The sequence below is a fragment of the Rhodococcus sp. EPR-157 genome (genome assembly GCF_001647195.1).
GTDB lineage: Bacteria > Actinomycetota > Actinomycetes > Mycobacteriales > Mycobacteriaceae > Rhodococcoides.
This window is the reverse complement of sequence record NZ_LVCV01000136.1, coordinates 1-16,566: the sequence shown is the minus strand read 5'-3', so window position 1 is coordinate 16,566 and position 16,566 is coordinate 1. Positions and strand designations below refer to the sequence as shown.

At 64.7% G+C, this 16,566-nt stretch carries 2 protein-coding genes; both read right to left on the bottom strand.

Annotated elements, in window-relative coordinates; genetic code table 11:
• The coding region (locus tag A2J03_RS05480; RefSeq protein ID WP_156520216.1) for an ABC transporter substrate-binding protein at nt 1-539 on the bottom strand (539 nt) is incomplete at its 3' end.
• Between the two features lie 101 nt (nt 540-640).
• On the bottom strand, nt 641-16,519 hold the full coding sequence (locus tag A2J03_RS05475; protein ID WP_231912381.1) for a non-ribosomal peptide synthetase: 15,879 nt from the start codon (nt 16,517-16,519) through the stop codon (nt 641-643).
• Nucleotides 16,520-16,566 lie beyond the last annotated feature (47 nt).

Sequence of the window (16,566 nt, the reverse complement as noted above, 5' to 3'; positions counted from 1 at the left end):
TCGGTGGTGATCTGCCACGGAGTTGCGTAGTCGCCGTAATCGGCACTCTTGGCAACGGTCGGGGCGATCTCCGAGAGCTGCTCGTAGAGGCGTTCGTCGATACTCGAGTACAGCGCGAGAATCAGGTCGGGCTTCAGCTCGGCGATCTTCTCGACGCTGAGCGTTTCCTCGGGGTTGGATCCGACGACGGTGGGCTCGTAGCCGTCCCACGCTTCGGTCACCCACGGCCAGGTCCGGTTCACGTCGGGCTCACCCGGGTACTGGTTGACCATGCCGACAGGCTTGATACCCAGCGCGAGCAGTGCCTGCTCGTCGTTGTAGCCGACGGTGACGATGCGCTCGGGTGCCGACTCCACCGTCGTGCTCCCCCACGCATGCTCGATCGTGACAGGGAACGCGCCGTCGCTCGATACCGAGGAGCCCGACGTCGACGCGGTGTCCGATCCGTCGTCGGAGGAACTGCACGCAACGAGCGCGACACTCGTCATGGCGACAACCGCCATCGCCGCGAGGCGTCGTCCTCGAACCCAAGACTTCATTGTGTCTTCTTTCTGTTCGGCCGCGACCGTCGTCGGTCGTGGCGAAATACTCGAATGCTGACCCGGAGCAAGCATAGGCTAACCACATCTCGCAGTCGTTGTCACAACGGGGACACCAATTCGGCCAGGACATCGAGCCACTCCTGCAGCAGTTCCTCTGCCGCGGCCTGTGAAATCCCGAACGGACGCGAGGAGACACTCACCTCGAGAATGTTGCCGACCTCCGACGCGACGATCCGTGCCTCGACCGCAGCCAGGACGCCGTCGAGGCGATCGACCTCCCAGTCCGCGAACACGCGTCCGTACGCCGAATCCATCTGCCAGTGGCGCACATCCGGTTCCCCGTAGGTTCCGTGGTAGTTGAAGAAGATTTCCGGGACGTTCCGCTGGCCGAGAGCTCGTCCCGCCGCCCCGGACAGGTACTTCAGCAGTCCGAACGTCGCACCCTCGCGCGGAATCGCGCGAATGTCCTCCAACGCCCGCTCGACGGTGACGCCCAGCGACACCGGGTAGTCCTCGGCGAACCAGCCGACCGTGCGCGTCACATCCGCGCCCGGCACTACGTCGGAATGACGCCCATGCCCTTGGAGTGAAACCGCCACGTGGTCATTCGGACCTACGCCGCTCCACCGACCGACGGCCGCGGCCAACGCAGCGACGAGCACGTCGGCCGTTCCGGCACCGAGATGCGTCGGTGCACGTTCCACCAGCGCCGCCGTGTCTTCCACCGTCCACGTTGCCGACGCTCGAGCCCTCGCACCGGACTCCGATGCCGTGCGCGGGGTTCGCACCGTCGGGACGGTCTCGGTGACCTCGAACCAGTGCGGGAGATCGGCGATCACCGACGGATCCTTCACTGCCGCAGCGAGCCCGCGCGCCCATTCCGCGTAACCGGTGGAAGGAACCGTCGAAATTTCACCGCGATCGTGAGCTTGCTCGAGGTCCTCGGTGATCACGCGCCACGACATCCCATCGACGGCCATGTGGTGAACGATCAAGAGCAGACGGCCATCCTCGGCGCCCCGGTCGAACCACACCGCGCGAACGATGTCGCCGCGGTACGGATCCAGTTCGGTGTTGGCCTTCTCTGCTTCGGCCCGAATCATCTGTTCGAGGTCCTCGGCACCGGCCGCATCGACTCTTCGGACGGACACCGCAGCGTGCTCCGAGATCTCGACGAACGAGTTGCCCTCGCCACGAACCACCTCACCACGAACCACCTCGCCGCGAACCAAGGTCGAGCGCAGCATTTCGTGTGTACCGACGACCGCCGACAACGCCCGCTCCAACGAGTCGACGCTCACCTGCGCCGGTACGACGAGAAGCATTGGGGAGCCGAAAGTCTCGACACGAACAGCCTCCTCGACCATCCAGTGCAGCGCAGGCGTCAATGGGATCGAGCCCCCCGATGACATCCGCGCAGTCTCGCGTGTCGGTCGACTCAGCGCCGCAATCGATTCCGGAGTTCGGTGTGCGAACAACTGCCGCGGCCCGACGGTCATGCCATGCGCGCGGAGCGCCGAGACAAGGCGGATGACCGAGATACTGTCCCCGCCGAGCGCGAAGAAATCGTCGTCGATTCCGACGTCATCGACACCGAGAACGCTACGGAACGCCTCGCACACGGCGACCTGTTCGGGAGTGCTCGGTTGCCTGCTGCCTTCGGATGCTGTGGCGAACTCCGGCTCAGGGAGCTTGCGTCGATCGAGCTTGCCGTTGGCTGTCACCGGGAACTCACCCAGCACCACCACGGCACTCGGCACCATGTATTCCGGCAGCTTCGCTCCCGCCCACGCGAGGAGTTCGTCCACTGTGGCGCTCTCGCCTGGCGTCAGTCGCACGTAGCCGGCCAGATACTTCCCGCCGCTCGCATTCTCGAGCGCGAGGACTGCGCTCTGCCGAACCGCAGGATGCGACGCCAGAGCAACTTCCACGTCCTCGAGTTCGAGACGCATGCCACGAATCTTCACCTGGTTGTCGGCGCGGCCCATGAAGTCCAGACTGCCGTCGGTGGTCCACCGTGCGAGATCGCCCGTCCGGTAGATCCGATCCCCACTCCCGAACGGATCCGCCACGAAGCGACCGGCGGTCAGGGCAGGGGCGTTGACGTACCCACGGCCGAGCAGGAATCCGCCGGCGTAGAGCTCACCGGGAACGCCCACCGGAACGGGCTGAAGGCGATCGTCCAACACGAACAACCTCGTATTCGGATTGGGACGACCGATCGACGTGCTGACTCGGTCCGCGTTGCTCCGGTAGATCACATGCGACACACCGATCGTCGCCTCGGCCGGGCCGTAGCCGTGATACATCGTCGTGCCGAGCTGACGGCGGAACCTCTCGAACAACGTCGGCGTCAGAACCTCACCGCCACACCACACGTGACGCAGCTCGGCCAAGCGTTCCGTACCCTCGGCAAGCTCGAGCAGCACACTGAGCATGGACGACACGAGGTACACGAACGTGACGTGTTCGCGCTCGATCAGATCCAACAGATACAACGCGTCTCGCTCACCATCCGGCTCGGCGACGACCACTGCGCCACCGGACACCAACGGCAACAGGATCTCGTTGACGGAGATGTCGAACGCCAACGGCGCCTTGAACAGCGACGCGTCCCCCGCGCCGAAGCCGAGAATCCGGTCGCGCTGCCACGTCAACCGAGAGCAGATCGCCTCATGGCGAATCATCGCGCCCTTCGGCTTGCCGGTGGATCCGGACGTGAAGATCACGTAGGCCAGCGACGTTCCACGAAGATTCACCGACGGAGGCGTCGAGCATTCTTGGTCATACGCCCAGCGCGAGAGATCGACGTGCACATCCGATTCGGTCGCCGGATTCTTCGTCACCGTCAGACGCACGCCGGCTTCGGTGAGCACCGAATTCCTGCGCTCGTCCGGCCACGACGGATCGAGTGGTACGAACGCTCCACCCGCGACCATGATCGCCAGTACGGCCACCACCATCTCTGCCGATCGCGGGAGCGACACCGCGACGATGTCCTCGGAACCGATTCCCCTGCAGCGCAGGTGATTCGCCAGTTCGTACACCTTCTCGGACAATTCCGCATAGCTCATCCGAGTGCCACCGGACACCAGCGCCAGCGCGTCGGGTGTCGCGTCGGCGGCACGCACTAACAGTGCGGGAACCGTGTCATGGGTCTCGGGCTCGGCGGTGTCGTTGAACGTGTCGAGAATCAGCGTCCGTTCCTCGTCACCGAGAACGTCGATCGCACTGATCTTTCGCGACCTGTCCTCGGCCACAGCGTCGACGACAGCCGAGAATCGACGAGCAAGAGTCTCGACAGTGCTCTGGTCGAACAGATCACGTGCGAACTCGATCTCGCAGTCGATGGTCGCGCCACGGTCGACGAGGTTGATGCCGAGGTCGAACTTCGACGCCCCGGTTCCCATCGGCACCGCCGTGACGCGTGCGTCCGGCAGCGAGAACGCGTCCGAGGTATCGCCTGCGATGTAGACGAGCATCGTTTGGAACAGCGGATGCCGCGCCCTCGTACGCTCGGGATCGACAGCATCGACGACACGGTCGAACGGCAGCTCCTGGTGTGCGAAGGCCGCGAGATCGCTCTCCCGCGCACGTCCGAGTAGCTCGGTGAACGTGGGATCGCCCGACGCGTCGACCCGCAGGACGAGCGAGTTGAGGAACAGTCCGACTGTCGAGGACAGCTCGTTCTCGGACCTGCCCGAGATGGGAGTCCCGAGAACGATGTCCTCGCCTGCGCCGACCTTGACCATCAGCGTCGTGACGAGTGCGTGCGCGAGGACGAACATCGTGACGCCTGCATCCGACGCGGTCGATCGCAAACCCTTCACGGTCGACTCGTCGAGTGCGAACTCGACGATTCCGCCTCTCCCACTGGGGGTCTCGGGACGCGACCGGTCGGTGGGCAGTGCCATTTCGACGGGCAGATCCGCCAAAGCTGCTGTCCAGTACTCTCGTTCGACGAAGGCCTGGCTGCCGGGTTCGCGGTCGGACCCTAGACGAGCCCGCTGCCACAACGCATAGTCCTGATATTGCGGGGCATCGGCGGCCCACGCGGGCTCCAGTCCACCGATTCGCGCCGTGTATGCGAAGGCCAGATCGTCGGCCACCGTCTTCACCGACCATTCGTCGATCGCGATGTGATGCACCACCAGCAGCAACACCGTCCTCGATGCGTCGGCGACGAGATGACCACGAATCGGCAGTTCGGAATCCAATTCGAAGCGGTACCGTGCCGCCTCGTCGAGGTATCGGCGTACATCCTCGGTCGTCGCCGTCACCGAGACGCCGGAGATCTCGGCCGCGCCGACGATCGACGCGTAGGCCTCTCCATCGAAGTCCGGGTACATCGTCCGCAACGCCTCGTGTCGGCGGACGACATCGTCGACCGCTGCCACCAAAGCAGCAGAGTCGATCTCGCCGTCCAATTCCCATGCCAGGGGAACGTTGTAGGTTTCGGACGGACCGTCGACGCGGTACATCGCCCACATCCGATGCTGCGCGTAGGACAGCGGAAGGACTTCGGGGCGGACCACATCGCTGATCGAACCGGCGGACACCACACGTGGGCCGGCATCGACGGCAGCCGCGAGTTCGCGCACCGACGGATGATCGAACAGCGCCCGCATCTGCAGTTCGACCCCCCATCGCGCGGAGACTCCGGACAGGATCTGCATCGCCAGCAGCGAGTGACCGCCGAGGTGGAAGAAACTGTCCTCGGCCCCGACGCGTTCCAGTCCGAGAACGCTCGCGAACAACCCCGCAAGCTCCGCCTCGGTGTCGGTGATCGGCTCCGACTTCGTGACGAGGGAACCGAAATCCACTGCAGGCAATGCCCGCCGGTCGAGTTTGCCATTGGTGGTCAGCGGCAGAGCATCGAGCTCGACGAACGCCGACGGCACCATATGCGATGGAAGCGTCTGCTTCACAGTGCTTTCCACGACTCGCATATCTGCATCTCCGACGACATACGCGACGAGTCGGTCGTCCCGTAGCAGCACGGCCGTGTGCTGGACACCGTCGACATCGAGAATCGCAGAGTCGATCTCGCCCAGTTCGATACGGAACCCGCGCAGCTTGACCTGATCGTCGGCGCGTCCGATGTAGTCGAGGACGAGTGGGCCGTCGGAATCGACGCGCACCCACCGCGCGAGGTCGCCGCTTCGGTACAGACGTCTCCCTTCACGGGTGGGATCGGCCACGAAACGAGTCGAGCTCAGCGCGCGCCGGCCGAGGTATCCACGCGCGAGTTGCGCTCCGGACACGTACATTTCACCGACGACACCACGTGGAACCGGATTCAGATACTGGTCCAACACCTGGACGTCGAGACCCGGAAGTGCGGTGCCGATGATGCTTCCCTGACCATGTTCGGCTGTGTCGGCGTCGACTTCCTGGAAGCTGACGTGCACGCACGTCTCGGTGATGCCGTACATGTTGACGAGCGTCGGACCTATTGGGACGCCGTCTGATGAAACACGGTCGAACCAGCGCCGCAATCGACGCACGTCCAGCGCCTCTCCGCCGAACACCACGTAGCGGAGCGAGGCGGCAGCGAGAGCGGTGTCGATGAGCTGATAGAACGCCGACGGCGTCTGGCTGAGAACCGTGACCTTTTCGCGTTCCAGCAGTTCGGCCATCGCCGACGGTGACCGACTGGTGTCGTGGTCGACGACCACAAGCGCAGCGCCGTGCAGCAACGGCCCCCAAATCTCCCACACGGAGAAGTCGAACGCGAACGAGTGGAACATGGTCCACACGTCGGCATCGTCGAACTCGAAGCTCTGTGACGAGGCCTCGAACAGCGCAAGCACGTTGCGGTGCGAGATGACGACGCCCTTGGGGTTGCCCGTCGATCCCGAGGTGTAGATGACATACGCAGCCTGCTCCGGCGTGACGCTCGGCAGTCCTGCGTCGATCGAGTCCTTCTCATCGATCGAGATTGTCGGAACTGTCGTATCGCCGAGCACAGCAGCCGATTCGGACGACACGATGGCCGCGACCGCCCCGCTGTCGGCCAGGATGTACTCGAGGCGCGACGCCGGGTACTGCACATCCAACGGGGTGTAGACGCCACCGGCCTTGACGACGGCGAGCATCGCGAGGATCTGCTCCCCGGAGCGTGGCAGCGCGATAGCAACTCGATCCTCGAGGGCAACTCCATGTGCGACGAGACGGCGTGCGAGCACGTCGGATTCGGCGTCCAGTTCGCGGTAGCTCCATCGACGGTCGCCGTCGACGACGGCCGTGCTGTCCGGGTATGCCAGGGCGGAAGTGCCGAAGCGAGTCACCAGAGTTCCCTCGACCACGAGCGGCTGCGCGTTCGTGATCACTGGATCGACTGTGCTCAACTGCACGGGCAGCGCCGACAACCGAGTTCTCGGGTCCGCGACCACTGCGCCGAGGATCTGCTGAATCCGCTGAGCCAAGGCATCGGCGGTGTCGTCGTCGAACAGATCGGTTGCGTACTCGAGGCTCAGCAGGAGATCGCTGTCGGTGATGTCGACGAATGAGAAGTGCAGGTCGAACTTCGCTGCGGCATTGCTTCCGTCGAGCCAGTGCGTCTCCAGCCCGAGCACGGTCCGATCGGCGTCGGACCTGTTGTGGTAGCCGACGACCACCTGGAACAACGGGTTGAGTCCTGCTGCTCGCTCGGGGTTCAGCGCCTCGACCACGTGCTGGAACGGAAGTTCCTGGTGTTCGAACGCATCGAGGTCCACCGCGCGGGTGCGGTCCACCAGTTCCCCGAACGTCGGATCCCCGCCGAGATCCGATCGAAGAACCAGGGTGTTGACGAAGAACCCGACCAGATTGTCCAGGGCGACGTCGTTGCGGCCGGAGATGGGAGAGCCGACCACGACATCGTCTCCGGCACCGAGGCGGTGCAGCAACGCGGCAACTGCTGCGTGCAGCACCATGAACAGACTTGCACCGTGTGCGGCAGCGAGGTCGCGTAGCGCCTCGGCGACCTGCTGATCCACGACGGTCCGCACCTGCTTCGCCGACGCCGTCCTCACCGATGTCCGCTCACGGTCGAGCGGCAGGGCCGTCTGCGTCGGAATTCCGTCGAGGGTCGACATCCAGTACCGACGTTGACGGCCGCCGTCGGCAGCAAGAATCTCGCGCTGCCACCGAGCGTAGTCGGAATACTGCACGGCGAGAGGCGCCCACGAGGGAGCGCGGCCAGCCAATCGTGCCTGGTATGCGGCGTCGAGATCATCGAAGAACGGCCGGTCGGACCACTCGTCGGTCGCCATGTGATGCAGCACGATGGCCAGCACTCGGTCCTGCTCGGAGATTTCGAGGAGTGCAGCGCGGAAGGGTATTTCCCGCGACAGGTCGAAGGGACGGTCCACTTCCTCCCGAACCGCCTGCGCAAGAACCGATTCCATGACAGCTCGCGTGGTGAGCGGAACCTCGGCCGCCACCACCCGCTGCCGAGGCTCGCCGCTGCGGCCCTCGACAGCACTGCTGTCGACCACACTGCTGTCGACCACACTGCGCAGTACCTTGTGGCGGTCTGCGACGTCGTTCAGGGCCTGCGCCAACGCGTTCCGGTCGAGACTTCCCCGGAGTCGAACGACCAGCGGATAGGTGTAGGCGCTCGATCCGTCGGCGAGCCTGTCGACGAGCCACAGTCGTTCCTGCGCAGCCGACAGCGGTGTCGGTTCGCTCGACGGCCGAGCCTCGAGCACGGCGCCGTCGGAGTCTGGTTCGGTGGCGTCGAGCCGCGTCGCGATGTGAGCCGGCGTGCGGAGTTCGAACAGAGTGCGGATCGACAGTGTCACTGCGAATCCGCCACGAATCTGCCCGATGAGTCTGATTGCGAGCATGGAGTGCCCACCGAGAGCGAAGAAGTCGTCCTCGGGCCCCACTGCGTCGACGCCGAGCACGTCGGCGAACAGCTGGCACAGACGGATTTCGAGCTCGGTGTCGGCGTCACGGCTGGACGACGCCAGCGGCACGGCCTCAGGGAGCGCGCGGACGTCGAGCTTTCCGTTGACCGTGAGCGGAAGCGACTCCACCGATGCATACAGCGCCGGCACCATGTAGTCGGGGAGCGTGCCGACCAACGCCTCACGGATGGCGGGCAAGAACGACTCGTCGTTCCGACCCGGCCTCGGCAGTACGTACGCTGCCAACCGTTGTGCGCCGGGCGTGCTCGGGTCGCTGTGTGCCACCACTGCGGCGTGGGCGACGCCGTCCACCGCGGCGATCGCACTTTCGATCTCACCGGTCTCGACTCGGTAGCCACGAATCTTGACCTGGTCGTCGGTGCGGCCGAGGAACTCGAACCGACCGTCGACACCTCGACGCACGAGGTCTCCGGTGCGGTACATCCGCTCCGAGTTCTCCGAGAACGGGTCGGCGACGAATCGCTCGGCCGTGGTGGCGAATCGGTTCAGATATCCGCGCCCTAGACCTGCACCCGCTATGTACAGCTCACCGACTACGCCGTCGGGAACAGGACGCAACCACGAATCCAGCACACGTGCAGCAGTATTCAGGATCGGCTGTCCGACGGTGGGGACAGCGCTGTCCGCTGTGCCGCCACCGAGGGTGTTGATCGTGTACTCGGTCGGCCCGTAGAGGTTGTAGCCGAGCACTCCGTCGGCGCCGCGCAGGGACCGCCAGACCGAGTCCGACACCGACTCTCCGCCGAGCAGAACGAGCGCCGGGCGATGATCTCCGTCCAACAGACCTTCGTCGATCAGGTGGTGTGCGTAGGTCGGCGTCACGTTCACGACGTCGATGTCGTGCGTGTTGCAGTACGACACGAGCGCGGTCGCATCGCGGCGCAACTCCTCGTCGCAGATGTGTACCTCGTGCCCCTCTACGAGCCACAGAAGTTCTTCCCAGGACATGTCGAACGAGAACGACACCGTGTGAGCGATGCGCAGGATGTCACGGTTCTGGGTACGTCGAACGCTGTCGACCACCGGGTCGAAGATCTCGCGTTGGTGATTGACCTGCATGTTCGTCAGTCCGCGGTACGGCGTGACAACACCCTTGGGCTTGCCGGTCGAGCCAGAGGTGTAGATGACGTAGGCGGCGTGCTCGAGCCGTCCCGGTGCCGTCTGCGCGAAACTCCCGAGCTCGAAGTCCGACGGCCGCCGGGTGCTCTGCCCTGCCCGGAGTTCGATCGTCTCGGGTGCGTCGAGAACCAGGGAGGGCACAGTCTTCCCGAGACGCACCCGGGTCGCCTCGGTGGTGACCAGCAACGACGGCGCAGCGTCGGCCAGAATGCCGAGCAACCTGTCGTCCGGGTAGTCGAGTTCGAGAGGCAAGTACGCGGCGCCGGCGCGCAACACCGCGAAGAGCGCGACGACGGAATCGATGGAACGCGAGAGCGCGAGCGCGACGACGTGCTCGGCCCCGCAGCCACGGTCCAACAGGACTCGAGCAAGCCGTGTCACCTCGGAGTCGAACTCCGCGAACGTCATTCGTGCAGGGCCGAACACGAGTGCGGTGGCATCGGGCGTTCGGTCGGCCTGCGCCGCCAGGAGGTCGGCGATGGAATCCTGTCCGACGCCTGCCGTGTTCCTCGCTACGACGCTGCGACGGTGGCCGGCCTCCCACGGCAATTCCAGCGGCAACGAGGACATCGGACGGGAGATGTCGTCCGCGACAGCGCTCAGTACCGCCTCGAACCTGTCGAGCAACCCCAGAGCGACGTTCTCCCCGACGAGATCGGGTCGGAATTCGAGCTTCACGCGGAGAGCGGCCCCCGGCGTGACAACCCAGGTGAACGGGTAGTGGGTCGAGTCCGACGCCTCGACGTCGGTGATGTGGTGTCGAGTCTCGAAGTCGGTGAACGTGTCGTCGTCCAGGAAGTTCTGCAGGACGAACAGCGAGTCGAACAGGCGCGCATGGCCGCTGACGCGCTGGATCTCACCGAGGCCGAGATGTTCGTACGGCATCGCGCTGACGCGGTGCGCCTGTACGGCCTGCGCGCAATCCAGAATCGTGATGCTGGGGCCAGGGCGAACTCGGACCGGAACGGTGTTGAGGAAGACACCGACGACGTTCTCCACCCCGTCGATGTCGGTAGGGCGCCCGGACACGGTTGTTCCGAGTACGACGTCGTCCGAGCCCGTGACGTAGCCGAGCACCGACGCCAACGCGACGGTGAGCAGCGAGTTCAACGTGACACCGCTGATCCGGGCACGTTCGACGAGATCGCAAGACAGTGCCGCAGGCAGTGTTCGGTGCAGCAGCGCCGGGCGCACCGGAGAGGCGCCGACGGCGGTGTCGGATGCACCTGCAACCAATGTGGGTTCGACGATTCCGCGAAGTTCGCTCTCCCAGAATCGCTGTGCTTCGACAGCGTCCTGCCGATCCAGCCAGACCAGGTAGTCGTCGAAACCTGCGGTGCGAGGAATCGAAGCAGCCGATTCGGACTCGTACAGGGCGAAGAAGTCCGACAGGACGATCTCTCGTGACCATCCGTCCCACAGAAGCAGGTGGTAGGTGAACAGCAGTGTGTCGCAACCGTTCGCACCACGGATGACGGTGAGACGAATCAGTGGTGGAGACTCCAGATCGAATCCGTTGATCCGATCGTCCTCGATCACGATATCCACCGAATCGTCCGAGTGTTCCGGCTCGACGACGCGCACTGCTGCCGTCGGCAGGGCCGGAACGAACTGCACGGGCGCATCGAGTCCCTCACCGGTGAAGCCGGCGGCAGCGGCAGGGTGCCGGAGAAGAACTGCAGCCAAGGCACGTTCGAGGCGGTCGACGTCGAGCGGGCGGCTGAATCGCAGGATATTCTGCGCGGTGTAGACGTCCTCCTTGCCCGCGTACTGCGCTTGGAAATACAGACCTTGCTGGAGTGGAGACAGCGGCCAGATGTGCGCGACCGACGACTCGGACAGGGACGCCACCCGCTCGATGCCCGCTCGATCGATACCCGTCAGCGCTGCGTCGATCCGAGAGAACTCGACCAGCTCGGATAGAGCAGTTGCCCAGAGCTCGGCGATCTCGGCCGTGGCGTTCTGCCCGAGATCGTCGGTGTAGGTGAACGTGGCGACCAGTTCCGTTCCGCCGTCGGTGGCCAGGCATTCCGCATTCACCTCGAGGACGTACGGGGTGCACTGCTCCGGATGCGGGTCGGTACGAAGCGTCTCCGGTGCGGTGGCCCAGTCGCCGACGCCCTGCGCCGTCCGCCCCATGTAGTTGAACAGAACTTGCGGAGCCTGGAACTCGGACAGCACTGACGACGTCGACGGATCCAGGTATCGGAGCATTCCGAAACCGATGCCGCCGTTCGGAATCGATCGAACGACGCCTCCGATCTCGTTCAGGGCTGCGATCGGGTCGGTGTGCGACGACAGTCGAATCGGCGCGATCGCGGTGAACCACCCGACGGTCCTCGACAGGTCGATGCGCTCGTTCAGCGATTCACGGCCGTGGCGCTCGAGGTCGATCAAGAGCTCGCTGGGCTGCGTTCGCCACCTCCCGATCGCCGTCTGCAGTGCCGCGACGAGTACGTCGGTCACGCCCGCGCGCAGCGCTGCCGGGGTGGTGGTCAGAATTGTATCGGTCAGATTCTGCGGCAGCGTGATTCGGTGAACACGCGTGTCGCACAGCGGCCGGATCGCCGCGGCGACATCGTCGACGAGCATGCCGCCGGGCGCGAGAATGTTGGACCACAGTGCGAGCTCGCCGACCTTGTCGATAGCGTGCAGTACCGTCTCGGCTGCGAACTCCTTGACCGACGTCGAAACGGCGTCGAGTCCGATCGGTTGCCCCGAACGTGCCTGCTCGAATGCCTGTCGAAGATCGCCGAGAAGAATCTGCCACGACACACCGTCGACAACGAGATGATGAGCCACGACCAGCAATCGGCCGGGGCGATCACCCGCGTCGAACCACACGACCTGAAGCATCCGCCCACGTGACGGGTCGAGGCGATCTGCAGCAGCGTCCGATTCCTCGGCAATGGCGTCGATACCGGGGACCACGGTGAAGATGTCGGCGGTCGGGTGATCGCCCGGCTCGTCGATCGTGAGCGACCACACCGACCCCGGGTGAGTACGCGTCAGCTGCATGCGCAGGGCGTCGTGCCGGGTGACGACCGCGGCCACGGCGGCCTCGAAATCGGCTGCGTCACCGGCCGGTACCTGCACGAGCATCGACTGGTTGAAGCGATCGATCGGGCCACCGAGTTCGCGGAGTCGATGGACGATCGGCAGGGCGTGCACGCTGCCGACACCCGACGAGACTTCCTGCACCGACACTGCGTCGGGGACATGAGATGCCAACGCGCGCGGGGTTCGGTCGGCGAACACGTCGCGTGGGGTGAAGCGAATTCCCTCCTTGCGCGCACGATTCACCAAGGTGATGGCGATGATGCTGTCGCCACCGAGCGTGAAGAAATCGCTGTCGGCACCGACATTCGTCACTCCGAGAATCTCCGAGAACAGGGCAGCAAGCACTTCCTCGTGCCTGCCTGCCGCCGAGACCGCAGGAGCGTCGAGGTTCGGTGCAGGCAGTGCCTTGCTGTCGAGTTTTCCGTTGACCGTCAACGGTATCGCGTCGAGCGCAACGAATGCCGACGGAATCATGTAGTCCGGCAGTGTTTCTGCCAATCGCTGCCGGAGGGTTGCGCCATCACCACCGACGACATAGCCGACGAGCCTCCTCACCCCCGGCACATCCTCGCGCACGAGCACGGTTGCGTCACGGACCCCGGGGGCGGCAAGGATCGCGGCCTGTATCTCACCGAGCTCGATGCGGTAGCCACGGATCTTGACCTGGTCGTCTGCTCGGCCGACGAATTCCAGTACTCCGTACTTGTTCCATCGCCCCAGGTCACCTGTCCGGTAGAGCCGCTCCCCCGGCGAGTACGGGTTCGCCACGAAGCGGGTCGCCGTGAGGTCGACACGTCCGAGATAGCCACGCGCCAATTGCGCTCCGCTGACGTAGATTTCCCCTGCGAAGCCTGGCGCGGTGGGGCGGAGGAACGCGTCGAGAACATACATGTGCAAACCGTCGATGGCTGCGCCGATGGTCGAGACGTCACCGAGGTGGTCGGCGTCGAGTGTCAGATGACTCACGTGCACGGTCGTTTCGGTGATGCCGTACATGTTGACCAGCGTCGGCGACTCCGGGTGGCGGTCGTACCAGCGCGAGAGACGCCGGAGATCGAGCGCCTCACCTCCGAAAACTATGTACCGCAACGAGTCATCGCCCGGGTTGTCCCTGTCCGCTTCGATCAACGGGTAGAACGCCGATGGGGTCTGGTTGAGCACGGTCACGCGTTCGGTGCGCAGCAACTGCAGGAAGTGCTCGGGGGACCTGGCGACATCGCGATCCACGATCACGAGAGTGCCACCGTGCAGCAGCGGGCCCCACAACTCCCACACCGAGAAATCGAATGCGAAGGAGTGGAACATCGTCCACACGTCGGATGGCCCGAAATCGAAAACGCTCGCGGTGTTGGCCATCAATTCGAGCACGGAACGATGCGGAACGAGTACGCCCTTGGGCTTGCCGGTCGAACCGGAGGTGTAGATCACGTACGCGGTGTTGTTCCATCCCACGTTCACCGGAAGAGGTTCGGTGGACTGGTCCGCGATGCGTTCGTCGGCGTCGAGAACCAGTACTCGACCGGCCGTGACGTCGCCGATCGACGCTGCGAGGTTCGACGTCGTCAACACGCAGACCGGCGCCGCGTCACCGGCGATGTACGCCAGCCGGTCACTCGGGTGGTGTGTGTCGAGCGGAACGTACGCGCCACCGGCTTTGATCACTGCCAGGATCGCCGTGATCATCAGCGTCGAGCGTTCCAACGCAAGCCCGACGAGCGATTCGACGCCGACGCCGTCCTCCACGAGTACTCGCGCAAGTCGCGTCGAGTCGCGATCGAGCTCGGCGTAGGTCAGCTGATCGCAGACACCCGAACCGTAGCCCGTGAAGCGAACGGCCACGGCGTCGGGATGTCGGGCTGCATTGCGCGCGAACATGTCTGCGATGGTGTTCGGTTCCATGGAGGCACCGGGCACACGAGTCAGCACGGACTCGCGCTCGTTCGGCCTGAGAATCTCGATCGACTCGACCGGCACGTCGAGCGAGTCGACCAACGCGGTCAGCACAACTGTCAGCCGATCGACCACTGCCTCCGCTTCCGCGCGGGTCACGCGGTCCACGTCGAACAGCAGGCGGAACGTCAGGTCGGCACCGGGACTCACCAACAGCGTCAGGGGGTAATGCGGGGCCTCTACGGTCTTCACCGCAGAAATCGGCAGCGACGAACCCTCGAACGCGCTCAGATCGAGCTGTGTCTCGAACACCACGAGAGTGTCGAAGAGCGCCGATACGCCAGCCAGTCGCTGGACCTGTCCTAGTCCGAGGTGGTGGTGTTCGAGCAGCTCGGACTGCTCCCGTTGATGCACAGTGAGGGCGCTACGCACGTCGGTATCCGCAGTCCAGGACATCCGGACCGGAACGGTGTTGACGAAGAGCCCGATCATCGACTCGATGCCGTCGAGATCGCCTGCGCGGCCCGAGACAGTCGAGCCGAACACGACGTCGGTGCGGCCCAGTAGTCGCCCGAGCAGAATCGCCCATGCAGCGTGCACGACAGTGCCGAGAGTGAGGCCCGCGTCGCGGGAGAAGGACTGCAGCCGCGCATATTCCGTGCTCGATACCGAGACCGACACTTCACCGTGATTGTCGACGGTGTCTCGATCGGCTTCCGTTCCGAGAACTTCGCCGACCACGATCGGGCCGTCTTCGACACTCCCGATCGATCTCGTCCACGCGTGGTGGGCCGCATTCTCCTCTCGCGACGCGAGCCACGATACGTACTTGCGGTACGGCGCGGGTTCGTCGAGAGTTTCCCTCTCGTACAACGACTTCAGCTCGCTCAGCATCAGCGGCACGGACCATCCGTCGGCGACGATGTGGTGCACCGTCTGCACGACGACCGTGCGGTGACCGACGGAGATCACCAGGTACCGCATCAGAGGAGGCGCGTCCAGATCGAACCCGCGGCGACGTTCTCGTTCGGCGAGCCGGGTGACGTGTTCGCCCGAAGCAGCGTGGACCTCGGTCCATTCCACCGGCGCCCCAGCTGTCAGAACCGACACCACGCGGCCGTCGCCGAGGCCGAAGAAGCCTGCCCCGAGGTTCGGATGACGCTCCATCAGAGTATCGGCAGCACGGTGTAGTGCCACCGTGTCGATCTGTCCATCGATCTCGATGATCTGCTGTTCGACGTAGGAGCTGCGTGAGCTGTCGTCGAACGTCGAATGGAAGTAGAGCCCCTCCTGCAACGGTGTGAGCGGCAGAATGTCGACGAGCAATCCCCCACTGTCAGTATCGAATCCGTCGATCTCATGCTGCGTCAACGCCACTTCCGGGAAGTCGGAGGGTGTACGTCCACCCAGGTCGGCGATGCGCGCCAACGCGGACAGCGTCTGCGACCAGTACCCGACGAGTGTGTCGATCACGGCGTCGTCGAGCACGCCAGCGGGCCACGAAAATGTTGCCGACAGTGCCGGCCCGTCCGAAGAATCCGACGTCACCGCATTGACTTCGAGGGCCCGCGGCAGGCGCATGTTCGGGTCGCGTTCCTCGCCGAGCATTCCGATATCGGCAGCAGGCGTCCAGGTGTCGCCGGTCGGTGCGTCGAATCGGCCGAGGTAGTTGAACAGCACCTGCGGTAAGGGAGCCGCTGCCAGACGATCGGAGACGGCCGAGTCCGCGAGGTAGCGCAGCGCGCCCCAGGACAGTCCTTTGTCCGGCACCGCACGGAGTTGTTCCTTCACGGCCTTGACCGCGCGGGCGAGATAGGCAGGGGTGGCGACAGATTCACCCTGCTTCGGTGTGCCGGGGTCGACCACCACAGGGAACAGTGTCGTGAACCAGCCGACGGTACGTGCGAGGTCGACGTCGGGAAGTCCCGGCACCGAGATGATTTCGCCCTCGCGGCCGTGGCCTTCGAGCTCGATCGGGGTGTAGGTCTGCATAGTGCCGCTGTCGTGGCGCAGACGAAGCAGAGCGACCGTCAGAGCGG